This window comes from Streptomyces sp. NRRL S-350, from assembly GCF_000719705.1.
Lineage (GTDB): Bacteria > Actinomycetota > Actinomycetes > Streptomycetales > Streptomycetaceae > Kitasatospora.
Genome location: NZ_JOHO01000008.1, coordinates 1 through 24323, shown reverse-complemented (window position 1 = coordinate 24323; position 24323 = coordinate 1). Strand labels below are relative to the sequence as shown.

The 24323-nt window shown below is 73.8% G+C and carries 23 protein-coding genes and 1 riboswitch; of the genes, 9 read left to right on the top strand and 14 right to left on the bottom strand.

Annotated features, from left to right (window positions below):
• Positions 1-40: 40 nt before the first annotated feature.
• Positions 41-805, bottom strand: a complete 765-nt coding sequence (locus IF30_RS0110155; RefSeq protein ID WP_158834908.1) for a hypothetical protein — start codon at positions 803-805, stop codon at positions 41-43.
• A 458-nt stretch (positions 806-1263) separates the two neighbouring features.
• On the opposite strand from IF30_RS0110155, the gene IF30_RS0110150 reads away from it, so the two are divergent.
• Positions 1264-3765 carry a helicase C-terminal domain-containing protein gene (locus IF30_RS0110150; RefSeq protein ID WP_030235104.1) on the top strand — a complete coding sequence of 834 codons (2502 nt, stop codon included), beginning with the start codon at positions 1264-1266 and terminating at the stop codon, positions 3763-3765.
• Positions 3766-3875: 110 nt separating this feature from the next.
• On the opposite strand, the gene IF30_RS0110145 is transcribed toward IF30_RS0110150, so the two are convergent.
• Entirely contained in the window at positions 3876-4127 is a 252-nt protein-coding gene (locus IF30_RS0110145; protein WP_030235101.1) for a hypothetical protein, read from the bottom strand.
• A 127-nt stretch (positions 4128-4254) separates the two neighbouring features.
• On the opposite strand from IF30_RS0110145, the gene IF30_RS0110140 reads away from it, so the two are divergent.
• The gene (locus tag IF30_RS0110140) at positions 4255-4659 is read left to right on the top strand and encodes a hypothetical protein (RefSeq protein WP_030235098.1); all 405 of its coding nucleotides are present in this window, start codon (positions 4255-4257) and stop codon (positions 4657-4659) included.
• Between the two features lie 171 nt (positions 4660-4830).
• The gene (locus tag IF30_RS0110135; protein ID WP_030235096.1) at positions 4831-6468 is read left to right on the top strand and encodes a DNA repair helicase XPB; all 1638 of its coding nucleotides are present in this window, start codon (positions 4831-4833) and stop codon (positions 6466-6468) included.
• Positions 6469-6544: 76 nt separating this feature from the next.
• On the opposite strand, the gene IF30_RS47640 is transcribed toward IF30_RS0110135, so the two are convergent.
• Positions 6545-6706 carry a hypothetical protein gene (locus tag IF30_RS47640; RefSeq protein ID WP_158834905.1) on the bottom strand — a complete coding sequence of 54 codons (162 nt, stop codon included), beginning with the start codon at positions 6704-6706 and terminating at the stop codon, positions 6545-6547.
• A 427-nt stretch (positions 6707-7133) separates the two neighbouring features.
• Between IF30_RS47640 and IF30_RS0110125 the strand changes: the two genes are divergently transcribed.
• Positions 7134-9209: a HelD family protein gene (locus tag IF30_RS0110125; RefSeq protein WP_030235093.1), complete on the top strand. Its 2076-nt coding sequence runs from the start codon at positions 7134-7136 to the stop codon at positions 9207-9209.
• A gap of 51 nt (positions 9210-9260) precedes the next feature.
• On the opposite strand, the gene IF30_RS0110120 is transcribed toward IF30_RS0110125, so the two are convergent.
• From IF30_RS0110120 to IF30_RS0110110, 3 genes are all read right to left on the bottom strand, one after another.
• Positions 9261-9947 (bottom strand): copper homeostasis protein CutC, encoded by a 687-nt coding sequence (locus IF30_RS0110120; protein WP_030235090.1) that lies wholly within the window; start codon positions 9945-9947, stop codon positions 9261-9263.
• 112 nt (positions 9948-10059) lie between these two features.
• Positions 10060-11019, bottom strand: coding sequence for a hypothetical protein (locus IF30_RS0110115; protein WP_030235087.1), 960 nt, complete (start codon positions 11017-11019; stop codon positions 10060-10062).
• Positions 11016-11399, bottom strand: a complete 384-nt coding sequence (locus IF30_RS0110110) for a PadR family transcriptional regulator (RefSeq protein WP_051709703.1) — start codon at positions 11397-11399, stop codon at positions 11016-11018. The genes IF30_RS0110115 and IF30_RS0110110 overlap by 4 nt, the downstream gene beginning before the upstream one ends.
• A 64-nt stretch (positions 11400-11463) precedes the next feature.
• On the opposite strand from IF30_RS0110110, the gene IF30_RS0110105 reads away from it, so the two are divergent.
• The gene (locus IF30_RS0110105; RefSeq protein WP_107054371.1) at positions 11464-12126 is read left to right on the top strand and encodes a hypothetical protein; all 663 of its coding nucleotides are present in this window, start codon (positions 11464-11466) and stop codon (positions 12124-12126) included.
• On the opposite strand, the gene IF30_RS0110100 is transcribed toward IF30_RS0110105, so the two are convergent.
• The 5 genes from IF30_RS0110100 to thrC all read right to left on the bottom strand — a co-directional run bounded on the left by IF30_RS0110100 (position 12123) and on the right by thrC (position 17089).
• A complete protein-coding gene (locus tag IF30_RS0110100; protein ID WP_030235080.1) occupies positions 12123-12479 on the bottom strand; it encodes a hypothetical protein in 357 nt (118 codons plus the stop codon). The two genes, IF30_RS0110105 and IF30_RS0110100, sit on opposite strands and share 4 nt — an antisense overlap.
• Before the next feature lie 113 nt (positions 12480-12592).
• Positions 12593-14215 (bottom strand): chaperonin GroEL, encoded by a 1623-nt coding sequence (groL, locus tag IF30_RS0110095; RefSeq protein WP_030235077.1) that lies wholly within the window; start codon positions 14213-14215, stop codon positions 12593-12595.
• A 355-nt stretch (positions 14216-14570) separates the two neighbouring features.
• On the bottom strand, positions 14571-14777 hold the full coding sequence (locus IF30_RS0110090; protein WP_030235075.1) for a cold-shock protein: 207 nt from the start codon (positions 14775-14777) through the stop codon (positions 14571-14573).
• Between the two features lie 556 nt (positions 14778-15333).
• Positions 15334-15612, bottom strand: coding sequence for a ubiquitin-like small modifier protein 1 (locus tag IF30_RS0110085; RefSeq protein ID WP_030235072.1), 279 nt, complete (start codon positions 15610-15612; stop codon positions 15334-15336).
• Between the two features lie 181 nt (positions 15613-15793).
• Positions 15794-17089 carry a threonine synthase gene (thrC, locus tag IF30_RS0110080; RefSeq protein ID WP_030235070.1) on the bottom strand — a complete coding sequence of 432 codons (1296 nt, stop codon included), beginning with the start codon at positions 17087-17089 and terminating at the stop codon, positions 15794-15796.
• A gap of 17 nt (positions 17090-17106) precedes the next feature.
• Positions 17107-17242, bottom strand: a riboswitch (SAM riboswitch).
• Positions 17243-17390: 148 nt separating this feature from the next.
• Between thrC and IF30_RS0110075 the strand changes: the two genes are divergently transcribed.
• Positions 17391-18422 carry a glucosyl-3-phosphoglycerate synthase gene (locus tag IF30_RS0110075; protein ID WP_037899557.1) on the top strand — a complete coding sequence of 344 codons (1032 nt, stop codon included), beginning with the start codon at positions 17391-17393 and terminating at the stop codon, positions 18420-18422.
• A gap of 38 nt (positions 18423-18460) precedes the next feature.
• Positions 18461-19945 (top strand): alpha,alpha-trehalose-phosphate synthase (UDP-forming), encoded by a 1485-nt coding sequence (locus IF30_RS0110070; RefSeq protein ID WP_030235064.1) that lies wholly within the window; start codon positions 18461-18463, stop codon positions 19943-19945.
• Here IF30_RS0110070 and otsB read toward each other — a convergent pair.
• Together otsB and IF30_RS0110060 are read right to left on the bottom strand one after the other, a co-directional pair.
• The gene (gene otsB, locus IF30_RS0110065) at positions 19932-20771 is read right to left on the bottom strand and encodes a trehalose-phosphatase (RefSeq protein WP_030235061.1); all 840 of its coding nucleotides are present in this window, start codon (positions 20769-20771) and stop codon (positions 19932-19934) included. The two genes, IF30_RS0110070 and otsB, sit on opposite strands and share 14 nt — an antisense overlap.
• Before the next feature lie 63 nt (positions 20772-20834).
• Positions 20835-21062, bottom strand: coding sequence for a DUF3263 domain-containing protein (locus IF30_RS0110060; protein WP_078891276.1), 228 nt, complete (start codon positions 21060-21062; stop codon positions 20835-20837).
• Positions 21063-21164: 102 nt separating this feature from the next.
• Between IF30_RS0110060 and IF30_RS0110055 the strand changes: the two genes are divergently transcribed.
• Positions 21165-21575: a cupin domain-containing protein gene (locus tag IF30_RS0110055; RefSeq protein ID WP_051709701.1), complete on the top strand. Its 411-nt coding sequence runs from the start codon at positions 21165-21167 to the stop codon at positions 21573-21575.
• A 54-nt stretch (positions 21576-21629) separates the two neighbouring features.
• Here the strand turns inward: IF30_RS0110055 and IF30_RS0110050 are convergent, their stop codons facing one another.
• Entirely contained in the window at positions 21630-22910 is a 1281-nt protein-coding gene (locus IF30_RS0110050; protein ID WP_030235053.1) for an extracellular solute-binding protein, read from the bottom strand.
• 322 nt (positions 22911-23232) lie between these two features.
• On the opposite strand from IF30_RS0110050, the gene IF30_RS0110045 reads away from it, so the two are divergent.
• Positions 23233-24180, top strand: coding sequence for an ROK family protein (locus tag IF30_RS0110045; protein WP_030235050.1), 948 nt, complete (start codon positions 23233-23235; stop codon positions 24178-24180).
• The last annotated feature ends 143 nt before the right edge of the window (positions 24181-24323 follow it).

The following is a 24323-nucleotide window of genomic DNA, read 5'->3' as shown; positions in this document are numbered from 1 at the left end:
CCCCGCACCCACCGCCCGCCGCAGGCCTCCGCCGCCCGCCTCAGCCCTGCTGCGGCGGGCGGCGGCGCATCGCGACCAGCAGCAGGACCACCGCCGAGGCCACCGCCGACAGCCGCAGCACGTCCGGGGCCGACGACCAGCTGATCTGCCCCAGCGGGGAGCCGGACTGCAGGCCGCCACCACCCTGGCCGGCGCCCTGCTTGGCCTGCCGCATGGCGTACAGGGTCGTCCCGCTCATGGTGATCAGCGGGATGCCCAGGATCACGAACTTGCGCATCAGGTCGGAGAGTTGGCGGGAGAGGTAGCCGAGGCCCCAACCGGCCAGCATGGCCGGGAAGAAGCCGCTGACGGCGCCGCCGACCAGCAGCGCGCTGGAGAGCAGGATCAGCGGAGACGGTCTGCGGGCGCCTCCACCCTTGCCGGCGCCCTTGCCCCCGCCCTTGTCCTTCCCCGCAGCGGCGGCAGCGGCGGCGGCAGCAGCCGCCTCGGCGGCCGCTTTCGCCTTGGCCTTCCTCAGCCTCGGCCGCCCCGGCTTCGTCGACTGCTTCGGATCCACCCCGGGCTGAGCCGGCGCCCCGGCCGGTCCCACCGCCGGTCCGGCCTCCGCCGCCCGCTGCTCGGGGACCGGCTTCGGCGCGGGCTCCGGCCCGTCCGAGAAGTCGAACACCGTCATGGTCCACGGGCCGGTGCTGCTCACCGTGGGCGGCGGGATCGCGGCGGCCCTGGCCTCGGCGTCGATGGCGTCCGGCGGGTACAGCGGGACGGACGGCATCCCGCCGGCACTCGGCGCCGGCGGGTCGTACACGCTGTCAGGGTCGGCGGCGGGCCCGGACGGGGCGTCCCCGGCGTCCGCGGGGACAGGCGCCCCCGCGGCACCACCCGGCCCGGCGTCACCCTGCGTGACGGGCCCCTGCGCGGCTTGCTCCTGCGCTGCCCCGCCCGAACGCTCGCTCCACGGCCCGCTCTTGCGCCACCACTCGCCGTCCGTCATCACCGACACCCCGCCTCGCCCGTACCCGGCCGCCCACCGAACCGCCCTCGGCGTGACGCTACCCACCAGGCCCCCGCCCACGCGAGTCCACCGGCCCGGCCGGAGCGTACGGGCCGCCGGGGCGGAGCGTACGAGCCGCCCCGAGCCGCCCCGAGTGGCAACAGCGCCCGCGCCGCCCGTGCCGCCCGAGCCGCCCGGGCAGAAAGAGCCCCCGAGCGTCCGCGCGCCCGAGGGACACCCTGCCGTCCGCCCGCCCGACTAACCTAGGTCGAATGACCACACAGCAGGGCCACCAACGCCGGGGCAGGTCCGCCACCGGCCCGCGCACCCTCGCCGAGGAACTGCGCGCCCGTCCCGACGACGGGCTCGCGGCCCTGCTCCGCTCCCGCCCCGACCTGCTGAACCCCGTCCCCGGCGACCTCACGCAGCTGTCCGCCCGGCTCTCCTCGCGCGCCTCCGCGCTGCGCGCCCTGGAGCGGCTCGACCGGTTCACCCTGCAGGTCGCCGAGGCGCTGGCCACCGCCCCCGACGGCACCTCCGCGGCCACCGTCCGCACCCTGCTGACCGGCCCCGCCAAGGTCAAACCGCATCCCGGCGCCACCCCGCTGACCCCGGCCGACCGGGCCGCCGTCGCCGCCGAGCTGCCCCGCGCGATCGCCACCCTGCGCGACCGGGCGCTCCTCTGGGGGCCCGACAACGGCCTGCGGCTGGTCCTCGCCGTCCGCGAAGCGCTCGCCCCGACCGCCGCCAACCCCGGCCGCACCGGCCTCGGCCCGACCCTCGCCGACGCCACCGTCGGCATGTCCCCGGCCCGGCTGCAGCAGCTGCTCGCCTCGACCGGGCAGCCCCCCACCCCCGACCCGGTCACCGCCGTCGCCGCGCTCACCGCCCAGCTCACCGACCGCGCCGCCTGCACCGCGCTCCTCGACACCGCCCCCGAGGCCGCGCTGCGGCTGCTGGACCGGCTGGTCTGGGGCCCGCCCACCGGCACCGTCCCGGACGCCACCCGCCCGGTCACCGCCGAGGACGCGCAGAGCCCCGTCGAATGGCTGCTCGCCCGCGGCCTGCTGCTGCCCACCAGCCCCGGCAGCGTGGTCCTGCCCCGCGAACTCGCCCTGCACCTGCGCGGCGGCCGAAGCCACCGCACCGTCGAGCCGCTGCAGCCCGAGCCCGCACCCGCCGCCGCCCCGCGCGACCCCCAGGTCGTGGACAGCGCCGCGGCCGGACAGGCGCACACCGCCGTCAAGACCGTCGAGGACCTGCTGGACGGCTTGGGCCTCACCCCGCCGCTCACCCTGCGCGCCGGCGGCCTCGGCGTCCGCGACCTCAAGCGCACCGCCCAAGCCCTGGAGACCACCGAGCAGCAGGCCGCCTTCTGGCTCGAACTCGCCTACACCGCCGGCCTGCTGGCACCCGACGGCGAAGTGGACGAGCGGTGGGCCCCCACCCCGGTGTACGACAGCTGGCTGCAACTGGACACCGCCGAACGCTGGTCCGTCCTCGCCGCCGCCTGGCTCGCCGCCACCCGCGTCCCCGCCCTCACCGGCACCCCGGACGGCAAGGGCAAGCCGCGCGCCGCCCTCGGCCCCGAACTCGACCGCACCCTCGCCCCGTCCGTCCGCCGCGCCGCGCTCGCCCTGCTCGCCGAACTCCCGCCCGGCACCCCGGCCACCGCCGACGAACTCCTCCCCACCCTGCGCTGGCAGCGCCCGCTGCGCGGCGGCCCCACCGGCCCCGACGGCCGCGAACTGCGCGACCACCTCACCGCCTGGACCCTCGACGAGGCCGAACTCCTCGGCGTCACCGGCCGCGGCGCCCTCGCCGCCCCCGCCCGCGCCCTGCTCACCGCCGAAGCCGACCCGGCCGAGGTGCTCGCGCCGCTGCTCCCGCAACCGCTCGACCACGTGATCCTCCAGCCGGACCTCACCGCGATCGCCCCCGGCCCGCTGCTCACCCCCCTCGCCCACGCCCTCGCCCTGTGCGCCGACATCGAGTCCAAGGGCGGCGCCACCGTCTACCGCTTCACCCCGGCGTCCGTCCGCCGCGCCCTCGACGCCGGACGCACCGCCGCCGACCTGCGGACGTTCCTGGACCAGCACAGCCGTACGCCCGTCCCGCAGCCGCTCGCGTACCTGATCGACGACGTCGCCCGCCGGCACGGCATCCTCCGGGTCGGCGCCGCCTCCTCCTACCTGCGCTGCGACGACCCGTCCCTGCTGAACGAGGTGCTCGCCGACCGCCGCTCCGCCGACCTGCGACTGCGGCTGCTCGCCCCCACCGTCCTCGCCTCCCAGGCCGCACCCGACGTCCTGCTCGCCGCGCTGCGCGCCATGGGCTACGCACCGGCCGCCGAATCCGCCGAGGGCGATGTGCTGATCACCCGCCCGGACAGCCACCGCACCCCGCCCCGGACGGCACCTGCGCCCGTCCCCGACGGCCCGCCCACCCCCGACGACACCCTCCTCGCCGCCGCCGTCAAGGCCATCCGGGCCGGCGACCGGGCCGCCACCGCCGCCCGCCGCGAACCCACCCCCGATCCGCGCCACCTCCCCCGCACCGCGGCCGCCGAGACCCTGGCCGCCCTCCAGACGGCCGTCCTCCTCGGCGAGCGGATGTGGATCGGCTACCTCAACGCCGAGGGCATCGCCAGCCAGCGCATCATCGACCCGGTGAAGGTCGAAGGCGGCTTCGTCACCGCCTTCGACCACCACGCCGACGAACTCCGCACCTTCGCCCTCCACCGCATCACCGGCGTCGCGGAGTTGGACGAGTAGGACGCCCCGCCCGGGTGTGCCCCGCCCCGACGTGCCCCGCCCCGGTGGGCCCCGCCCCGACGTGCTCCGCCGCGGCGCCCTGGTCCGGCGCCGCTACGCCGTGCCCTGCGTCAGTGCCCCTGCGACTCCTTCATCTTCTCCTTGACCGCCTGGTCCGCCAGGCTGCCGATCTGTCCCTGCCCGACCGGCAGTTCGCCCCCGGTGACGGTGTCCGCGAGGAGGAATCCGGGCGCCGCGAGCAGGCCGCCGGGCCCCTCGCCGATGCCCGCGAGGGCGTGGGCCGAGCCGGCCGAGGAGGCGGTGGCGGCGAAGGCCGTGCCCATCAGGGCGAGTGCGGTGAGAACGCGCTTCGACTTCTTCATGACCAGCTCAACGAGCGAGCACTCACCGTGGTCACTCGAAGCAATTGACGGGCCGCTCCCACCGGCGTAGTCCGGGAAGAGGGGTTCCCGGCCACGCGGGGGGTTCTCGGACAAGGAGGCACCCACCATGCTCGGCGAACTGATCGGCGAGATACAGGGCGAAGAGACCGGTCGGCGGGTCCTCGCCACCGGCGACGGGCACCCGATCGTCGAGGTGTCCATCCGCGGCACCGCCAGCTACTACGGCACGACGGTCAGCTCCATCGCCACCTACGAATCCGAACAGCGCGCCGACGGCTCCCTCTACGGCGAGGGCCAGGGCGTCGACATGACCGCCGACGGCCAGGGCGTCGGCTGGCACGGCAGCGGCATCGGCCACTTCACCGAGAGCGGCGGCACCAGCTTCCGGGGCGCGCTCTTCTTCTCCACCACCTCGCCCCAGCTCGAACGCCTCAACGGCGTCGTCGGCCTCTTCGAGTTCGAGACGGACCCCGCCGGAAAGATGACCGGCACCCTCCACGAGTGGAAGTAGTCCCCGAAGCGCCCCGGAAGTACCCCCGAAGCACCCCCGAAGCACGCCGGAAGCCCCCAGGAAGCCCCCGGGAGCGGCCCTTGAAGCAGCCCGCCCACGTTCCCGGCGGAATGCGCGACACTGGAGGGTCTGCGTCAAACCACCCTGTCAGCCAGTGGAGGGCTTCCCCGCGTGAACGACGGACCACTGATCGTCCAGAGCGACAAAACTCTCCTCCTGGAGATCGACCACCCCAAGGCCGCCGACTGCCGCCGCGCCATCGCCCCGTTCGCCGAGCTGGAGCGGGCGCCCGAGCACGTGCACACGTACCGGGTGACGCCGCTCGGGCTGTGGAACGCGCGGGCCGCCGGGCACGACGCCGAGCAGGTGGTCGACGCCCTGGTGACGTACTCGCGCTACCCGGTGCCGCACGCCCTGCTGGTGGACGTGGCCGACACCATGGGCCGTTACGGCCGGCTCCAGCTGCTCAAGCACCCGACGCACGGGCTGGTGCTCACCACCACCGACCGCCCGGTGCTGGAGGAGGTGCTGCGCTCCAAGAAGATCGCCCCGCTGGTCGGCGCCCGGGTCGACCCCGACACCGTCGTGGTGCACCCCTCCGAGCGCGGGCAGATCAAGCAGGTGCTGCTCAAGCTCGGCTGGCCCGCCGAGGACTTCGCCGGGTACGTGGACGGCGAGGCCCACCCGATCGACCTGGCGGAGGACGGCTGGCAGCTGCGCCCCTACCAGGCGCAGGCCGTCGAGGGCTTCTGGCACGGCGGCTCCGGCGTCGTCGTGCTGCCCTGCGGCGCGGGCAAGACGCTGGTCGGCGCGGCGGCGATGGCGCACGCCAAGTCGACGACGCTGATCCTGGTCACCAACACCGTGTCGGCCCGCCAGTGGAAGCACGAACTGGTCAAGCGCACCTCGCTCACCGAGGACGAGATCGGCGAGTACAGCGGGACGCGGAAGGAGATCCGCCCGGTCACCATCGCCACCTACCAGGTGATGACGACCAAGCGGAAGGGCGTCTACGCCCACCTGGAGCTGTTCGACGCCCGCAACTGGGGCCTGGTGGTCTACGACGAGGTGCACCTGCTGCCGGCCCCGGTGTTCAAGTTCACCGCCGACCTGCAGGCCCGCCGCCGGCTCGGCCTGACCGCCACGCTGGTGCGCGAGGACGGCCGCGAGGGCGACGTGTTCAGCCTGATCGGCCCCAAGCGCTTCGACGCGCCGTGGAAGGAGATCGAGGCGCAGGGCTACATCGCGCCCGCCGACTGCTGCGAGGTGCGGGTCACCCTGACCGATTCCGAACGGCTCGCCTACGCGACCGCCGAGCCGGAGGAGCGCTACCGCTTCTGCGCCACCACGGCGACCAAGCGGCGGGTGGTGGAGGCGCTGGTCAAGAAGCACGAGAACGACCAGACGCTGATCATCGGCCAGTACATCGACCAGCTCGACGAGCTCGGGGAGGCCCTGGACGCCCCGGTGATCAAGGGCGAGACCACCAACAACCAGCGCGAGAAGCTTTTCGAGGCCTTCCGCAACAAGGAGATCGGCGTCCTGGTGGTCTCCAAGGTCGCGAACTTCTCGATCGACCTGCCCGAGGCCACGGTCGCCATCCAGGTCTCCGGGACCTTCGGCTCCCGCCAGGAGGAGGCCCAGCGCCTCGGCCGGGTGCTGCGCCCCAAGGCGGACGGCCATGCGGCCCACTTCTACTCGGTGGTCGCCCGGGACACCGTGGACCAGGACTTCGCCGCCCACCGGCAGCGCTTCCTGGCCGAGCAGGGCTACGCGTACCGCATCATCGACGCGGACGACGTCCTGTGACGCCCAGGGCCCGGTGACACCCAGGGCTGTGTGACGCGGGGCCCGTGTGACGCGGGGCCCGTGTGACGCGCTGGGCTCAGAAGCGGACGCCGTCGCGCCCGAGGAAGATCACGCGCGCGGCGGTGTCCAGGGCGATGCCGAGGTTGCGGACGACGGTGCTCAGCGGATTGCGGTGGCGCCCAGGGGCGGCGGTGGCGCCGGCCGGGCCGGTTCGGGGGTTGCGGTTCCGGGTGCTCATGTATTCCACGGTAGGCACCCGACCGGCCGACGGCATCACTCCAAAGGCCGTACCCGCCGGGCCCGGGGTCGTCCTCCGGGTGTACGGACGCCCCCGAGATCCGGGCGGGGAGAACCCCGAGCCCGCCCGACCGGAACCCCGAGAACCGCCGCCCGGAACCGTGACCCGGAACCCCGAGAACCGCCGCCCGGAACCAGGCTCCGCGACGCCGGGCCCCGGAGCGCCGGCTCCGGGACCGGCACCGCTGGAAACCCCGGGGCGGACGGGACTAGGATCGTCCGTCTGCCCCCTCCCGCACCGTGGTACCTGCTGAAGTCCCGCAGGCAGCCGGGGGAGGCGCCGACCGCACGGCAACCGGTCGGCTGACCCCACCGTGAGCTCCATCGATCCGCTGCGCCCGCCACCGGGGCAGCCGGGAAGGTTCGCTGTGCCCGCCACCCCCACCACCGACCCCCTCCAGCGCGAACGCGATCACCTGGCCTCGTCCCGGGCCGCGCTGCGAGCGATGCGCGAGGACGTCGAGTCGCTCGACCTGCGCGACGTGACCGGCACCTGGGTGTCCGCCGCCGTCCTGCGCGACCAGATCGACTCCAGGATCGCCGCCCTGGCCGACCTCTCCCACACCCCGCTCTTCTTCGGCCGCCTGGACTACCTGCACGCGGTCAGCGAGGAACTGAGCGAGGGCGGAGGGGGAGAGAACTTCTACATCGGCCGCCGCCACGTCCACGACGCCGACGGCAACCCGATGGTCATCGACTGGCGTGCGCCGGTCTCCCAGCCGTTCTACCGGGCCACCCGCACCGAGCCGATGGGCGTCGAGCGCCGCCGCCGCTTCGGGTACACCGGCGGCGAACTCACGGCCTACGAGGACGAGCACCTCACCGACTCCGCGGCAGCGGCATTCACCGGCTCCGCCGGGGGATCGACCGCCTCCGCGCTGCTCGCCGCCGAGATCGAGAAGCCCCGCGTCGGCCCGATGCGCGACATCGTGGCCACCATCCAGCCCGAGCAGGACGAGATCGTCCGCTCCGACATGACGGGCACCATCTGCGTCCAGGGGGCGCCCGGCACCGGGAAGACGGCCGTCGGCCTGCACCGCGTCGCGTACCTGCTGTACGCGCACCGGGAGCGCCTGGCCCGCACCGGCACCCTGGTGATCGGGCCGAACAACGCGTTCCTCTCCTACATCGAGCAGGTGCTCCCGGCCCTCGGCGAGCTGGAGGTCGCCCAGGCCACCGTGCAGCAGCTGGTCGGGCACGTCGAGGTCCGGGGCGAGGACGGCCCGGAGGCGGCCCGGCTGAAGGGCGACGCCAGGATGGCCGAGGTGCTGCGCCGCGCGGTGCGGGCGGGCATCAAGCTGCCCGACGAGCCCTGCGTGGTGGTCCGCGGCTCCCGCCGCTGGCGCGTCCCGGCGTACGAACTCGCCGATATCATCGAGGAGTTGAAGGATCGTGAGGTCCGCTACGGTGCCGCCAGGGACGCCCTGCCGCAGCGCATCGCACACGCCGTGCTGCTGAAGATGGAGCAGGGCGGCGAGGCTCCGGACGACCGGGTGCAGGACGCGGTGGCCCGCAACAGCGCGGTCAAGGCGGTGGTCAAGGAGTGCTGGCCCGCCGTCGATCCGGCGAAGCTGGTCCTGCGGCTGCTCTCCGACCCGGAGTTCCTGGCCGCGTGCGCCGAAGGCGTGCTGACCCCCGAGGAGCAGGCGGCGGTGCTGTGGCCCAAGCCCGGCCGCTCGGTGAAGACCGCCCGCTGGACGCCGGCCGACGCCGTCCTGGTGGACGAGGCGACGGACCTGGTGCAGCGCACGCCGTCGCTCGGGCACGTGGTGCTGGACGAGGCGCAGGACCTCTCCCCGATGCAGTACCGCGCGGTCGGCCGCCGGTGCACCACCGGTTCGGCGACCGTCCTCGGCGACCTCGCCCAGGGCACCACCCCGTGGGCGACGGCCAGTTGGCCGGACGCACTGCACCACCTCGGCAAGCCGGACGCGCACATCGAGGAGCTGACCAAGGGCTTCCGGGTGCCGGAGGAGGTCATCGTGTACGCCTCCCGGCTGCTCCCGGCGATCGCCCCGGGCCTGGCCCCGGCCACCTCCGTCCGCGAGGCGCCCGGCTCGCTGACGGTCCGCCACGTCGCGGACGGGAGCGTGACGGCGGCGGTGATCGCCGCCTGCCGGGAGTCCCTGGCGCGCGAGGGCTCGACCGGACTGATCGCCGCCGACGCCCGGATCCCGCTGCTCGCCGAGGCGCTGGCCGCGGCGGGCCTGCCGCACCTGGCCCCCGGCGCCGAGACCAGCGCCGGGGCCCGACTCACGCTCGTCCCGGCGTCGCTGGCCAAGGGCCTGGAGTACGACTACGTGGTGCTGGACGAGCCGGCCGCGGTGATCGCCGGCGAGCCGGACGAGCGGACCGGCCTTCGGCGGCTGTACGTGGCGCTGACCCGCGCCGTCTCGGGGCTGACCGTGCTGCACGGCGAGCCGCTGCCCGAGCAGCTGCGCTGACGACGGCGGGGCCGGCCCCGCACCGGCGGGACCGGCCCCGCCGGTGCGGGCTCAGGCGTCGATCGCGTCCCGCCACTCGGCGACCTTGGCCGGGTCCACCGGCGTCCGCCAGCCGTCGGCCCGCACCGCGCCGCCGACGTGGAAGGCGTCGAAGCCCTCCGCCCGCAGCTCCTTCAGGTGTTCGGCCCGCAGACCGCCGCCGATCAGGATCCGCTGCCGGTAGCCGGGTTCGCCGCCGCGCGCCAGCTCGGCGGCGAGCACCTCGCGCCCGGCGTCCACCCCGGCGGCCGAGCCCGAGGTGAGGAAGGTGTCCAGCCCGGGCAGCGCGCCCACGGCGGCCCGCAGGGCGGCGCGGTCGGCGCTGTGGTCGATCGCCCGGTGGAAGGTCCAGCGGCAGCCGGCCACCGCCTCGGCGACGGCCGCGGTGGCGGCGAGGTCGACGGCGCCGTCGGCGTCGAGGAAGCCGAAGACGAACTCCTCGGCGCCTTCGGCCCGCAGGGCGGCGGCGCGGGCGGCGAGGCCGTCCAGGTCGCCGGGGGCGAAGCCGTCGCGGATCCGGAGCATGACGCGCAGCGGGACGGCGACGGCGGCGCGGATCCGGCCGAAGTCCTCGACGGACGGGGTGAGCCCGTCGGCGGCCATGTCCGTGACCAGTTCGAGCCGGTCGGCGCCGCCCGACTCGGCGGCCCGGGCGTCCTGCGGCGTCAGCGCGATGACTTCCAAAATTGGTCTAGACATATCAGTAGGTTGCCACACCCGCCCGCCCCCGGCGAGACCGCGCCCCCGGTTCCGGTCACGCCGGCCCGGGGACGCCCGCCACACTCGGGCGCCCGTCACACCCGGGCGCCCGTCACACCCGCCCCGGCACCATCCCGAAGTTCTCCCGTGGGCCGAACCGGCGCTCCGCCACCGCCACCAGCGCCAGCAGAGCCACCATCGGCACCGCCAGCGGCAGCAGGTGCGAGATCCCGCCGGACTCCCGCCAGATGTTGAACAGGCTGCCGGGCCCGGTCAGCACCAGCATCGCCAGCCCCACCGCCGCCGGCCCCATCCGCCCGCGCAGGCCGGCGAAGGTCAGCAGCACCGGGGCGATCAGCATCACCACGAACCACTGACGGTCCAGCGGGAAGGTCGTGTCGTCCCAGTTCTGGACCGCCTCCAGCAGGCCGCCCGCGACCATCGAGGCCAGCACCAGGCCACCCGTCCGCAGGCCGGGCCGCGGCAGCAGGTCGGTCGGCGCCGCGACCAGCAGCAGCCCGGCCACCACGAACGGCAGCGAGGCCATCCCGACGTAGCCGACCCACCAGACGTCGAGCCCGGACGTCTGCCAGGCGGCGTCGCCCAGGTCGTACAGTCCGACGGCGCCCAGGAGCATCGCGGTGACCCGTACGGCCGTCCACCGCCCCAGCAGGGCCGCCACCCCGAGCAGCAGCGCGGCCGCCGGCGGGCCGAAGGCCCGGAGGTGGTTCCCGAACGAGTCGTCCCAGGCCAGCCACCTGGTGGTCCGTTCCAGGGCGGTCACCCAGGGCACCATGGTGGCCCCGACCACGGCACCGGCGATCATCGGCGCCACCAGCGCGAGCAGCCGTCCGGCCGCCGACCCGCCGGTCAGCCCGAGCCGCACCCGCAGCCCGTACACCGCCAGGCCGAGCACCTCCCGGCCGACCGCCGCGCGACCGCCGGCGGCCGTCGTGTCGGCGAACACCTCGGCCAGTTCCTCACCGCGCTCACGGCGGTACTGCGCCGGGTAGAGCTGCAACGCGGCCCGCAGCACCGCCGAGGGCGCGGGACCGATCACCGGCATGGTCATGAGAGTCCTCCTCCCGCGGCGGGCCGCCCCTGCGACCCGGCCTTCCCCGGCAGCATCGACCGGATCTTCGTGAGCCGGCGCTCGGCCTCGGTGGCGACCGCTCGCAGGCGCTCGGCCTCGGCGGCGAGAGCGCCCCGTCCGGCGTCGGTCAGCGCGTAGGTGCGCCGCGCCCGGCCGTCCACCACCTCCTCGGCAGCCACCTCGATCAGGCCCTGGCCCAGCAGCCGGTCGAGCGCGCCGTACAGCGTCCCGGTCCGCATCTTGACCCGGCCGTCGGAGATCGCGGCGATCTCCTGGATGAGCGCGTAGCCGTGCCTGGGGGCGTCGGCCAGCGCGGTGAGCAGAAGCAGCGTCGGCTCCTGCATGGAGCGTTCTGTCATACGTCTACATATATCGTTGAACGGCACATCACGTCCACCGGGACCACCCGCCACAATGACGGTCATGCCGACCACCGAGGACGACCTGCTCGCCGCCTGGACCGCCCTGCTGCACCGCTGCGGTGCCACCGCCGACCCCGGACCGTACGGCCGGGAACTGCTGCGCCGCTGGTCCGAACCGCAACGTCGCTACCACACCGCCGAGCACCTGCACGCGGTCCTGCGGCACGTCGACGACCTCGCCGGGCACGCCGCCGACCCGGACGCCGTCCGCCTCGCGGCCTGGTTCCACGACGCCGTCTACCGACCCGACCGCACCGAGAACGAGGAGCGCAGCGCCGCCCTGGCCGCCCGCGCCCTGACCGGGGCCGGCCTGCCCGCCGCCCGCGTCACCGAGGTCGAACGGCTGGTGCTGCTCACCGTCGCCCACGACCCGGCGCCGGGCGACCGCGACGGCGAAGTGCTCTGCGACGCGGACCTCGCCGTCCTCGGCGGCAGCCCCGAGGCGTACGCGGCGTACGCGGCCGCGGTCCGGGAGGAGTACGGCTTCGTCCCCGAGCCGGACTTCACGGCGGGCCGGGCCGCGGTCCTGCGCCGGCTGCTCGCGCTCCCGGCCCTCTACCGCACCCGGGCCGCCCGGGAGCGCTTCGCGGACGCCGCCCGTGCCAACCTCACGGCGGAGCTCGCCCGGCTCGAACGGCCCGAACAGCTCGAAGTGCCCGGCTAGGACAGCTTCCCCACCGGAGCGACCACCGCGCCCTGCTTGCCGCACACCCAGTGCGGCTCCGGCCCCAGCTCCGGCTCCACGCCCAGCGCGTGCGGATCCCCGTCGGCCGCGCAGCCGGTGCACAGCGGCCAGCGGCCGTACGCCTCCAGCAGCGCGTCCTGGACGTCCTGCGCGATGAGCCCGAGCACGTACTCGGTGCCGTCCGGCCACTGCTCCAGCCACCAGCGGCGGTGCGTCACGGCCTGCTCCACCAGCGAGACGACGGCGGCGTCCGCCACGTCCCGCGCGGTGAGGTCGGCCAGGATCAGGGCCCGCGCGTTGTGCAGGGCGGTCTCGATGTCGTCGGAAGCCATCCGTCCATCTTCTCGCGAAACACCGGCAGCCCGGAAACGCCGTGTGGGCGGCTCCCCGAAGGGAGCCGCCCACACGGACGAGGAACCAGCCGATCCGATCGGGACGATCAGGATCAGAAGTCCATGTCACCGCCCGGCATGCCGCCGCCGGCGGCCGCGGCGGCCTTCTCCGGCTTGTCGGCGATGACGGCCTCGGTGGTGAGGAACAGCGCCGCGATGGAGGCGGCGTTCTGCAGCGCGGAGCGGGTGACCTTGGCCGGGTCGATGATGCCCTCGGCGATCAGGTCGACGTAGGTGTTGGTGGCCGCGTTCAGGCCGTGACCGGCGGGGAGGTTGCGCACCTTCTCCACCACGACGCCGCCCTCGAGGCCGGCGTTGGTCGCGATCTGCTTGATCGGGGCCTCCAGGGCCACGCGGACGATGTTGGCACCGGTGGCCTCGTCGCCCTCCAGCTCCAGCTTGTCGAACGCGACACCGGCCTGCAGCAGGGCGACGCCACCACCGGCGACGATGCCCTCCTCGACGGCGGCCTTGGCGTTGCGGACGGCGTCCTCGATGCGGTGCTTGCGCTCCTTGAGCTCCACCTCGGTGGCCGCACCGGCCTTGATGACGGCGACGCCGCCGGCCAGCTTGGCGAGGCGCTCCTGGAGCTTCTCGCGGTCGTAGTCCGAGTCGCTGTTCTCGATCTCGGCGCGGATCTGGTTCACGCGGCCCGCGACCTGCTCGCTGTCGCCGCCACCGTCGACGATGGTGGTCTCGTCCTTGGTGATGACCACCTTGCGGGCGGTGCCCAGCAGGTCGATGCCGGCGTTCTCCAGCTTGAGGCCGACCTCCTCGGAGATCACGGTGCCACCGGTGAGGATGGCGATGTCGCCGAGCATGGCCTTGCGGCGGTCGCCGAAGCCCGGGGCCTTGACGGCGACGGACTTGAAGGTGCCGCGGATCTTGTTCACGACCAGGGTCGACAGGGCCTCGCCCTCGACGTCCTCGGCGATGATGACGAGCGGCTTGCCGCTCTGCATGACCTTCTCCAGCAGCGGGAGCAGGTCCTTGACCGAGCCGATCTTGGAGTTGGCGATGAGGATGTACGGGTCCTCGAAGGACGCCTCCATCCGCTCCAGGTCGGTGGCGAAGTAGGCCGAGATGTAGCCCTTGTCGAAGCGCATGCCCTCGGTGAGCTCCAGCTCCAGACCGAAGGTGTTGCTCTCCTCGACGGTGATGACGCCTTCCTTGCCGACCTTGTCCATGGCCTCGGCGATCAGCTCGCCGATCTGGGTGTCAGCGGCGGAGATGGAGGCGGTGGAGGCGATCTGCTCCTTGGTCTCCACGTCCTTGGCCTGGGCCAGCAGCTGGTCCGAGACGGCGGCGACGGCCTTCTCGATGCCGCGCTTCAGGGCCATCGGGTTGGCACCGGCGGCGACGTTGCGCAGACCCTCGCGCACCAGGGCCTGGGCCAGCACGGTGGCGGTGGTGGTGCCGTCGCCCGCGACGTCGTCGGTCTTCTTGGCGACCTCCTTGACGAGCTCCGCACCGATCTTCTCGTACGGGTCCTCGAGCTCGATCTCCTTGGCGATGGAGACACCGTCGTTGGTGATCGTGGGGGCGCCCCACTTCTTCTCCAGCACGACGTTGCGGCCCTTGGGGCCGAGCGTGACCTTCACCGCGTCGGCGAGCTGGTTCATGCCACGCTCAAGGCCGCGGCGAGCTTCCTCATCAAAGGCGATGATCTTGGCCATCAGAAGTGGTCCTCCGGGACACGGTCGACTGCTCGGACCAAGGGGTGCCCGCGACGGACGGCCCTGGTGTGCGGGGGTCTTTTCCCCTACCGCTCCCGGGGGCCTCACCGACCCGGTCCGCTGTCACTCTCACGCTGTGAGTGCTAACGCCAATGATTAGCACTCACGGTGGTCGAGTGCAAGCCCCGAGGGCGACCCGCGAGCCGTCGGCGGGACTTCCCGGCCAACGCCGGGAACGCCCGGGAGAACCCCCGGGAACGCCGACGGACCCGTACGACGCGTGTCGCACGGGCCCGCCGAGAAGCGAGTGGTCACCAGCCGTGGGGCCGCGCCGAGCTCCTGGGGTCGGAAGGGGTCAGCCCGCCGCGGCGCGGACCATGTCCGCCTGCGGGCCCTTCTGTCCCTGGGAGATCTCGAACTCGACCCGCTGGCCCTCCTCGAGGGTGCGGTAGCCGTCCATCTGGATCGCGCTGTAGTGGACGAAGACGTCCGCACCACCGTCGACCGCGATGAAGCCGTAGCCCTTCTCCGCGTTGAACCACTTGACGGTGCCCTGAGCCATTCCGAACTCCCCTAGTGCTGTGCTGGCCCTTCACGCGCCCGCAGGTCGCGGGCCCGGGTTGGTTTGAAGGCCGGCCCGGGGAACCCCCCCTGGGCGCAGCCGTGCACGCCGCAACCCTCCGCACGGAACACCCAACGGCCCCCGGTGAGCGGGTGATTGCGTCGACCGCCGCTGAATGTATCCGGATCGACGCCCTCTGCAACAGGGTCAGCCGCCGGTCTTTGCGTTGCGGCACGAAGGGACAGGGCGGCCCGAACCGGGAAGATCTCGGCATTTCACGTCGGACATAGCGGACGAATTACCCAAATGCCTGCGGGAATTCTGACATCCGCCTGACATGTTTCACGGCCCGGTCTCACCGGCCGGACGTCCTCCGGGCGGAACGGCGCGGACATCCGCGGAGGGCCGAAAGGGAAGTCCTGTTCCCAGCCGAGCCACACTCTACTCCGGCTCGACCGGAAAACATTCCCGCCGGAATGCGATCGGCCGCCCGTACCGACGGAGAACGGAATTCCGTGGGTACGGGCGGCCGACCGGCGAGGCGGGCGGGAACGGCTCAGCAGCCGCCGGCCACCGCCGGAATGATCGAGACGCCGGCGCCGTCCTTGATCTCGGTCGCCAGGCCCTCGGCGAAGCGCACGTCGTCGTCGTTCACGTAGACGTTCACGAAGCGGCGCAGCTTGCCGGTGTCGTCCAGCACGCGGGCCGCGATGCCCGGGTGGTTCTTCTCCAGGTCGGCGATGACCTCGGCCAGGGTGGCGCCCTCGGCGGTCACCTCGGCGGCGCCGCCGGTGTAGGTGCGCAGGATGGTCGGGATGCGGACGTTGGCGCTCATGGCTCTCCTAGCGGGGTGCGGCCTTGCGGGAGGTGCGGTCTTGCGGGGTGCGGCGGGGCGGCCTTGCGGGGGTGCGGCCTTGCGGGGGTGCGGCCTTGCGGGGGTGCGGCCTTGCGGGGTGCGGCCTTGCGGGGTGCGGCCTGCCGGCGGGCGGCGGCGCGGCCCTGCGCGGCGGGCGGGTTCAGGCGGACGCGAGGCCGGCGGCGCGGAACGAGTCCAGCGTCGGGCGGATGACGGCGGTCATCCCGGCGTCGGAGACGGCGTCCAGCGTCTTCAGCCCGTCGCCGGTGTTGATCGCGACGGTCTCCTTGGCCGGATCCAGCTGCCCGGTCTCGACCAGCTTCTTCAGCACGCCGACGGTCACCCCGCCCGCGGTCTCGGCGAAGATCCCCTCGGTCCGCGCCAGCAGCCGGATCGCCGCCACGACCTCGGCGTCCGTGACGTCCTCCACGGCACCGCCGGTCCGACGGGCGATGTCCAGCACGTACGGGCCGTCGGCCGGGTTGCCGATCGCCAGCGACTTGGCGATGGTGTTCGGCTTGACCGGCTTGATCACGTCCCGGCCCGCCTTGTAGGCGGCCGACACCGGCGAGCAGCCCTCGGCCTGGGCACCGAAGATCCGGTACGGCCGGTCCTCGACCAGGCCGAGCTTGATCAGCTCCTGCAGCCCCTTGTCGATCTTCGTCAGCTGCGAGCCGGAGGCGATCGGGATCACGATCTGCTCCGGCAGCCGCCAGCCGAGCTGCTCGCAGATCTCGTACGCCAGCGTCTTGGAGCCCTCGCCGTAGTACGGCCGCAGGTTGACGTTGACGAAGCCCCAGCCCTCGCCGGCCGGGTCGCCGATCAGCTCCGAGCAGAAGCGGTTCACGTCGTCGTAGGTGCCCTCGATACCGACCAGCTCGCCGCCGTACACCCCGGCCATGACGACCTTGGCCTGCTCCAGGTCGTGCGGGATGAACACGCAGGAGCGCAGCCCCGCCCGGGCGGCCGCCGCACCCACCGCGCCGGCCAGGTTGCCGGTCGACGAGCAGGACAGCGTCGTGTACCCGAACGCCCGGGCCGCCTCGATGGCGCAGGCCACCACGCGGTCCTTGAAGGAGTGGGTCGGGTTCCCGGAGTCGTCCTTGATGTGCAGCTGGGCGGTGAAGCCGAGCTCCCGGCCCAGGTTGTCCGCCTTCACCAGCGGGGTCCACCCCGGGTTCAGGTTGGGCTTGGACGCCACGTCGGCCGGGACGGGCAGCAGCGGCGCGTAGCGCCAGACGGACGCCGGTCCGGACTCGATCCGCTTGCGCAGTTCCTCGGCGCTCTCGCTGCCGAACTCGTAGGCGATCTCCAGCGGGCCGAAACACTCCAGGCACGCGAAGCTGGGGCCGAGCGGGAAACGGGTTCCGCACTCCCGGCAGGACAGGGCGGCGGCGGGGCCGAGATCGACGGCAACGGGTGCGGCACCGGAAGGGGTCGTCACGGTGATAGCCATGGTGGCGGAGGCCTCTCTCCTCATCTTCCCCGCGGCGCGGTCGCGCCACAGGCCGGAATTGGCACCTGTCCCGCCGGGGCCCGTGGACGACGGGCGGGCGAGAAGGTTGCCGGGACGTCAACGGGCCGTTCCCTCAGTCCCTCTGGATGAGCTTGTGAAATTGTGGTGGCGCTCAACGGTGACCCCGGCGTGCAAAGGTCCGACCGCTGTACGAAGACTGTATCCGAAGGCGTCGAACCCGAACGGGACCGTCCGCCACGCGAGATGAGCCGTCCCACCCGACCCCGCCGAGGAGACTTCCGTGCCCGCCGAACCGACCCCCGAGCTCCTGCCGCAGGCCGCGTCCTGGCTGCGCCGCCGGTCCTGGAGCGCGGCCGACCGGCCGGTCGAAGACCTCCTCGCGGCCAAGGAACGGACCGGCCGCACGGTCAGCGTCGTCCTGCCCGCCCTGGACGAGGAGGCCACCGTCGGCGACATCGTCCGCACCGTCCGCCGGGAGCTGATGGAGCGCCTCCCGCTCGTCGACGAGCTCGTCGTGGTCGACTCCGGCTCCTCCGACGCCACCGCCGCCGTCGCCGCCGAGGCCGGCGCCCGGGTCGAGCACCGCGACGCCATCCTGCCCCGGCTGCCCGCCGTCCCCGGCAAGGGCGAGGTGCTGTGGCGCTCCCTGCTGGTCACCCGCGGCGACGTCGTCTGCTTCGTGGACGCCGACCTGCGCGAGTTCGACCCGGCCTTCGTCTCCGGCATCGTCGGGCCGCTGCTGACCGACGGGTCCATCCAGCTGGTGAAGGCCATGTACGACCGCCCGCTGGAAACCGAGTCCGGCGCCGTCGTCCCGGCCGGCGGCGGCCGGGTCACCGAACTCGTCGCCCGCCCCCTGCTCAACCTCCACTGGCCGGAGCTCGCCGGTTTCGTCCAGCCCCTCGGCGGCGAGTACGCGGCCCGCCGCTCGCTGCTCGAACGGCTTCCCTTCCCCACCGGCTACGGGGTCGAACTCGGCCTGCTGGTCGACGCGCTGGAGCTGGTCGGCCTGGACGCCCTGGCGCAGGTGGACGTCGGCGTCCGGCACCACCGCCACCAGGACGGCCAGGCCCTCGGCCGGATGGCCGCCACCATCTACCGCACCGCCCTCGAACGGCTCGACCGCGCCCACCGGCTCAAGGCCTCCGCCGACCTGGTGCACCCCTACCTCACCCAGTTCGCCCGCGCCCCGGAAACCGTCCCCCGGGCCTCGGCCGGCGGGGCTCCCATCTTCACCCCGAGCACCCACCCGATCACCGCCCTGGAACGGCCGCCCATGCACACCGTCCCCGAATACGCGACCCGGCACTGAGGGGTTTGCCACCCCTGGCCTCAGGCAACATCCCAACCATGGGCGATCTCACGACCGAACGTTCGAGTGCAACCGGCACCGCCCCCGTCCTGGTGGCATCCAACCGGGGACCGGTGTCGTTCAGCACCGCCGACGACGGCACGCTGACCCTCCGACGAGGCGGCGGCGGCCTGGTCTCCGGCCTCTCCGCGATCGACGACCCGAACGCCGTCTGGGTCTGCGCGGCCCTCGGCGACGCGGACCGCAGAGCCGCCGGAGAGGCCCCCGAGGGGCGCCTGGACCTGGCCGGCCACGACGTCGGCGGACAGGCCGTCCGGATGCTGGACATCGACCCCGAGACCTTCGCCCGCGCCTACAACGGCGTCGCCAACTCCACCCTCTGGTTCGTCCACCACCTGCTCTACGCGACCCCCACCGCCCCCGCCTTCGACGCCGACTTCCGCACCGAATGGGCCGCCTACCAGGCCTACAACGCCGCCTTCGCCGAAGCCCTGGCCGCCGAAGCCGCCCCGGGCGCCGCGGTCCTCGTCCAGGACTACCACCTGTCCCTCACCCCGGCCCTGCTCCGCGAAGCCCGCCCCGACCTCCGGATCGGCCACTTCTCGCACACCCCCTGGGCCCCGCCCGATTACTACCGGCTGCTGCCCGACGACGTCGGCCGCGCCGTCCTCACCGGCATCCTGGGCGCCGACCGGGCCGGCTTCCTCACCGAGCGCTGGGCCCGCGCCTTCGCCGCCTGCTGCGAGGACCTCCTCGGCGCCACCGTGGACCACGACGCGCTGACCGTCACCCTCGACGGCCGCACCACCAGGCTCGGCGTGCACGCCCTCGGCGCCGACGCCGACTTCCTGCGCGAGCGCTCCCACCGCCCCGACGTGGACGACCGCCTCGCCGCCCTGCGCACGGCCGTCGGCGACCGCCGCACCATCGTCCGGGTCGACCGCACCGAGCTGAGCAAGAACATCGTCCGCGGCCTCCTGGCCTACCGGCACCTGCTCCGCACCCGCCCCGAGTGGCACGACCGGGTGGTCCACATCGCCTTCGCCTACCCGTCCCGCACCGACCTGGCCGAGTACCGGGAGTACACCGCCACGGTCCGGCGGCTCGCCGAGGAGATCGACGCCGAGTTCGCCACCCCCACCTGGCAGCCGCTGATCCTCCACGTCGACGACGACTTCGCGCGCTCCCTCGCCGCCTACCGGCTGGCCGACGTCGCCCTGGTCAACCCGATCAGGGACGGCATGAACCTGGTCGCCAAGGAGGTGCCCGTGGTCTCCGACGACGGCTGCGCCCTGGTCCTCTCCCGCGAGGCCGGCGCCCACGCGGAGCTGGCCGGGGACGCCCTCAGCGTCAACCCGTACGACGTCATCGCCACCGCGGACGCCCTCCACGACGCCCTCACCATGCCGCCGGAGGAGCGCGCCGACCGCACCAAGCGCCTCGCGGCGGCGGCCACCGCGCTGCCCCCGCAGCAGTGGTTCCTCGACCAGCTCGACGCGCTGGCCCCGCTCAACTCCCCGTGAGGGCCTCCCCCAACGCCTCCAACAGCTCCACCACGCCGGCCGGGCCCGGGACCACCAGGTCCGCCCGGTCGGCGAGTTCGCGCACGGGCGCGTCCCCGACCGCCGCGCTGCACACCAGCAGCCCGGCGACCCCCTCGCCCCGCAGCTTCTCCACCGCCGCGAAGGCCGCCACGTCCCCCAGGTCGTCCCCGGCGTACAGCACCGACCGGGCCCCCCGCTCCCGCAGGAACCCGGTCAACGCCGCGCCCTTGTCCACCCCCGGCGGCCGCAGCTCCAGCACCAGCCGCCCCGGCTCCACCACCAGCCCATACCCGGCCGCCAGCTCCTCCACCGGCGCCCGCAGCAGCTCCAGCGCCTCCTGCGGCGCCGCCGCCCGCCGGGTGTGCACCGCGACCGCCCGGCCCTTGTCCTCCAGCGCCGTGCCCTCCGGCGCCCCCGCCCGCGCCAGCACCCCGGGCAACTCCTCCCGCACCCGCGCCACGCCGGGATGCACCTCCGGTGCCGTCACCTCGCCGTCCGCCCACCGCTCGGCCCCGTAGTGCCCCAGCACCACGACGCCCGGCACGTCGGCCAGGCCCCCGTACTCCACCGCCAACGCCGCGGGCCGCCCCGTCACCACCACCACGGCCCCGACCTCCGACGCCAGCACCCGCAGCGCCCCCGCCACCCCCGGGTGCGCCCTGGCCCGGCTCGGGTCCGCCACGATCGGCGCCAACGTCCCGTCGAAGTCCAATCCGACCACCGCGTCCCGGGGCGCCCGCAGGATCGCGCGCACCCCGTCCCGCCCGGCTTCGGTCCCCGGCACCCACATCTCTTCGAATTCCATACCGGGGCCCATACCCCCGGCCCCGCCCGGGAACGCCCCCGGCCCCGGGCGCCCGCGCCCGCTTCAGCGGGCCTCGCGCCGGGCGGCCCGGATCCGCCGCAGCCGGTTCACCAGCACCGGCGCGTGGGCCAGCGCCTCCTGCCGGTCCAGCAGCGCGTTCAGCAGCTGGTAGTACCGCGTGGAGGAGAGCCCCAGCTCCTCCCGGATCGCCCGCTCCTTGGCCCCCGCCGTCCGCCACTGCCGCCCCTCCAGCGCCAGCACCGCCCGGTCCCGCTCACTCAGCTCGCCCACCGCGCACACCTCCGCCCACCGCTACGGAGTGTCATTCTCCCGTGCGACCCCGACACACACTGCTCGCCCCACCGCTCCCGCGCCGCCGCTAACGTCGCCCCCATGACCACGCCGACCACGCCCAGCACGTCCGCCGCGCCCGCCTTCGCCCTGCACGTCCCCGCCGCCGACCTCGAACCCGACCCGCTCGACCCGTCCCGGATCGTCTCCGGCACCCCCGAGGTCACCGGCCGGGTGCTCACCGAGTCCGCCGACGGCCGGCAGCTGCGCGGCATCTGGCAGATCACCCCGGGCATGGTCACCGACGTCGAGGCCGACGAGATGTTCGTGGTCCTCAGCGGCCGGGCCACCGTCGAGATCGAGGGCGGCCCGACCCTGGAGGTCGGCCCCGGCGACTGCGCGGTCCTGCGCGAGGGCGACCGCACCACCTGGACGGTCCACGAGACCCTGCGCAAGGCCTACGCGATCACGCTGCCCCGGGAGCGCCCCGAGAGCGGGGCCGCGCGGCCCTGAGGGCGGAGCCGCCGCGCCCGGCCCCGAGTCCGGGGCCGGGGCCGCCGACGGGTCCTACTTGCGGACCCGTGCCGCCTCCTTCACCGCCGCGTCCTGCAGCCCGCCGAGCACCTGCTTGGGATCGCCCGTCACGGCCTGCCCGATCCCCGCCTTGATCCGGTTGCTGACCTCGCCCCACGCGGGATCCCCGAACGGGTAGAAGCTCGCGTTGCCGAGCCCGACGGCGAACTGCTTGAGGTCCGCGTGCTTGGGGTCCGTCGACATCCGGTCGAACGCGTCCTGGGTGACCGGCAGCAGGTTGTACTGCTCGTCGAACTTCAGCTGGTTGTCCCGGCCGTAGACGAACGACAGGAACTTCTTGATCTCGTTCTTGTGCCCGTTCGCCTTGAACGCCATCATCCAGTCCGCGACCCCGAGGCTGCCGGTGCGCCCCACGCCGTCCTTCTTGGGGATCGGCGCCGTCCCGAAGTCGATGTTCCCCCCGGTCGCCATCCGCAGCAGCGTCGGGTGCCCGTTCAGCATCGCGACCTTCCCCGTCGCGAAGTCCTGGAACACCGGGGTCCGGTTCATCTTCCCCGGGTCCGGGTACGTCAGCCCGGTGCTCACCAGGTTGGCCTTCAGCCAGTTGAACGTCGCCTGGTTCTGGGTGCTGTCGATGGTGTAGTTGCCCACGTCGTCGGAGATGCTCCCGCCGCCGCTCAGCGTCCACAGCATGGATTCGGCCGGCGCCTCCTCGGGCCCCAGCGGGAGCCCGTACGGAGTCACCCCCGGCACCTTGGCCTTGATCTTCTCGGCGTCCTGCCGCAGTTCGCTCCAGGTGGTCGGCGGCTGCGCGATCCCCGCCTGCCGGAACATCGCCTTGTTGTAGAAGAGCACCCGCGAGGAGGACACGAACGGGATCCCGTACTGCGTCCCGAGCACCTGCCCGGCGTGGGCGAAGGTGTCCAGGAAGTCGGCCTGGGTGTCCACGGAGAGCACGTCCGAGGCCGGGTACAGCCGGTTCGCCGCGACCTGGTCGGCGAAGCCGCCGGTCTGCAGCAGGTCCGGCGACTTCCCGGCCGCGATCATGTCCTCGACCTTCTTGCCGATCTCGGTCCAGCTGTCCACTTCGACGCTGACCCTGATCCCGGGGTTGGCGGCCTCGAACGCCTTGACGATGTCGCCCCAGTAGTGCTGGGAGCCGGTCTCCGCGTTCTCCCCGTAGTCCGCGGCGACCAGCTTCAGGGTGACGGTCCCGCCGCCCTGCCCGCCGCACGCGCCGACCGCGGTGAGTGCCAGTGCTCCGGCCAGGACACTGCCGAGCACACGGGTGGGAACGTGGACGCGCCTGTTCAACGCGGGTACCGCCTTACGGGGAAGAACTGCTGCCGGAATGGGGGGCTCCGGTAGGGGGATCGCCACACTGCCAAAGTCGCGGACCACTGGTCCACACCACTGGTCCGCCACGCCCCAGTAGTTATCGAAGTGCCCCGGGTCGTTGCACGATGCGCAACGCGAGCGCCCGGATCGGGCTCCGACCGCCCCCGTTCGCCTCCGTACGCCCCCACCCCAAAGCGCCGCACACCCCCGCAGCTGCGACAAAGCTCACCCAGTATGGACCAGACCAATCACCCAACTGGACTAGACCTCTTCTACCACCCGGGGGAAACTGTCCTCCGTGAAGCACGTCATCGCACTCGATGTAGGCGGCACCGGCATGAAGGCCGCGCTGCTCGCCCAGGACGGCTCCGTGCTGTTCGAGGCACGCCGACCGACCGGGCGGGAGCACGGACCGGACGCCGTCGTCGCCGCCATCCTCGACTTCGCCACCGACCTGGCGCACGAGGGCCGCAGCCGCTTCGGCGTCGCCCCGCTCGCGGCCGGGGTGGCCGTCCCGGGGACGATCGACGAGGAGAACAGCATCGCGGTCTTCTCCGCCAACCTCGGCTGGCGGGACCTCCCCCTGCGCAAGCTCCTCGGCGAGCGCCTGGCCGCCGCCGACGGCTCCGCGATGCCGGTGGCCCTCGGCCACGACGTGCGCTCGGGCGGCCTGGCCGAGGGCCGGCTCGGTGCCGGCCGGGGCGTCGACCGCTTCCTGTTCGTCGCCCTCGGCACCGGCATCGCCGGCGCGATCGGCATCGACGGCCGGATCGAGGCCGGCGCGCACGGCTACGGCGGCGAGATCGGCCACGTCGTGGTCCGGCCCGGCGGACTCCCCTGCGGCTGCGGCGCCCGCGGCTGCCTGGAGACGCTCGCCTCCGCCTCCGCCGTCTCCCGCGCCTGGGCCGAGGCCGACGGCGACCCCGCCGCCGACGCGGCCTCCTGCGCCGCCGCGGTGGACGCCGGGGACGACCGCGCGCTCGCGGTCTGGCAGCGGGCCGTCGACGCCCTGGCGGACGGCATCGTCCTCGCCCAGAGCCTGCTCGACCCCTCCACGGTGATCGTCGGCGGCGGGCTGGCCGAGGCCGGGGACACGCTCTTCACCCCGCTGCGGGCGGCGGTCACCGAGCGCCTGACCTTCCAGATGCCCCCAAAGGTCGTACCCGCCATGCTCAAAGACACCGCCGCGTCCCTGGGCGCGGGCCTGCTCGCCTGGGACCTGCTCTCCATGGAGGTGACCGCGTGACCACCGCGGACCGTGACCGTACCGCCCTGGCCGGCGCCCGACTCGTCCTGCCCGGCGGCGTCGTCGACGGCGACCGGCTCACGATCGCGGGCGACCGCATCGCGGGCCTCGGCGGCGACACCGAACCCGGCGACCTCGACCTG

Bases quoted from the DNA above. Each gene is read 5' to 3' on its own strand.
- IF30_RS0110150 (WP_030235104.1), top strand. From the start codon at position 1,264: ATGACCACACAGCAGGGCCACCAACGCCGGGGCAGGTCCGCCACCGGC.
- IF30_RS0110145 (WP_030235101.1), bottom strand. From the start codon at position 4,127: ATGAAGAAGTCGAAGCGCGTTCTCACCGCACTCGCCCTGATGGGCACG.
- IF30_RS0110140 (WP_030235098.1), top strand. From the start codon at position 4,255: ATGCTCGGCGAACTGATCGGCGAGATACAGGGCGAAGAGACCGGTCGG.
- IF30_RS47640 (WP_158834905.1), bottom strand. From the start codon at position 6,706: ATGAGCACCCGGAACCGCAACCCCCGAACCGGCCCGGCCGGCGCCACC.
- IF30_RS0110120 (WP_030235090.1), bottom strand. From the start codon at position 9,947: ATGTCTAGACCAATTTTGGAAGTCATCGCGCTGACGCCGCAGGACGCC.
- IF30_RS0110115 (WP_030235087.1), bottom strand. From the start codon at position 11,019: ATGACCATGCCGGTGATCGGTCCCGCGCCCTCGGCGGTGCTGCGGGCC.
- IF30_RS0110110 (WP_051709703.1), bottom strand. From the start codon at position 11,399: ATGACAGAACGCTCCATGCAGGAGCCGACGCTGCTTCTGCTCACCGCG.
- IF30_RS0110105 (WP_107054371.1), top strand. From the start codon at position 11,464: ATGCCGACCACCGAGGACGACCTGCTCGCCGCCTGGACCGCCCTGCTG.
- IF30_RS0110100 (WP_030235080.1), bottom strand. From the start codon at position 12,479: ATGGCTTCCGACGACATCGAGACCGCCCTGCACAACGCGCGGGCCCTG.
- groL (WP_030235077.1), bottom strand. From the start codon at position 14,215: ATGGCCAAGATCATCGCCTTTGATGAGGAAGCTCGCCGCGGCCTTGAG.
- IF30_RS0110090 (WP_030235075.1), bottom strand. From the start codon at position 14,777: ATGGCTCAGGGCACCGTCAAGTGGTTCAACGCGGAGAAGGGCTACGGC.
- IF30_RS0110085 (WP_030235072.1), bottom strand. From the start codon at position 15,612: ATGAGCGCCAACGTCCGCATCCCGACCATCCTGCGCACCTACACCGGC.
- thrC (WP_030235070.1), bottom strand. From the start codon at position 17,089: ATGGCTATCACCGTGACGACCCCTTCCGGTGCCGCACCCGTTGCCGTC.
- IF30_RS0110070 (WP_030235064.1), top strand. From the start codon at position 18,461: ATGGGCGATCTCACGACCGAACGTTCGAGTGCAACCGGCACCGCCCCC.
- otsB (WP_030235061.1), bottom strand. From the start codon at position 20,771: ATGGAATTCGAAGAGATGTGGGTGCCGGGGACCGAAGCCGGGCGGGAC.
- IF30_RS0110055 (WP_051709701.1), top strand. From the start codon at position 21,165: ATGACCACGCCGACCACGCCCAGCACGTCCGCCGCGCCCGCCTTCGCC.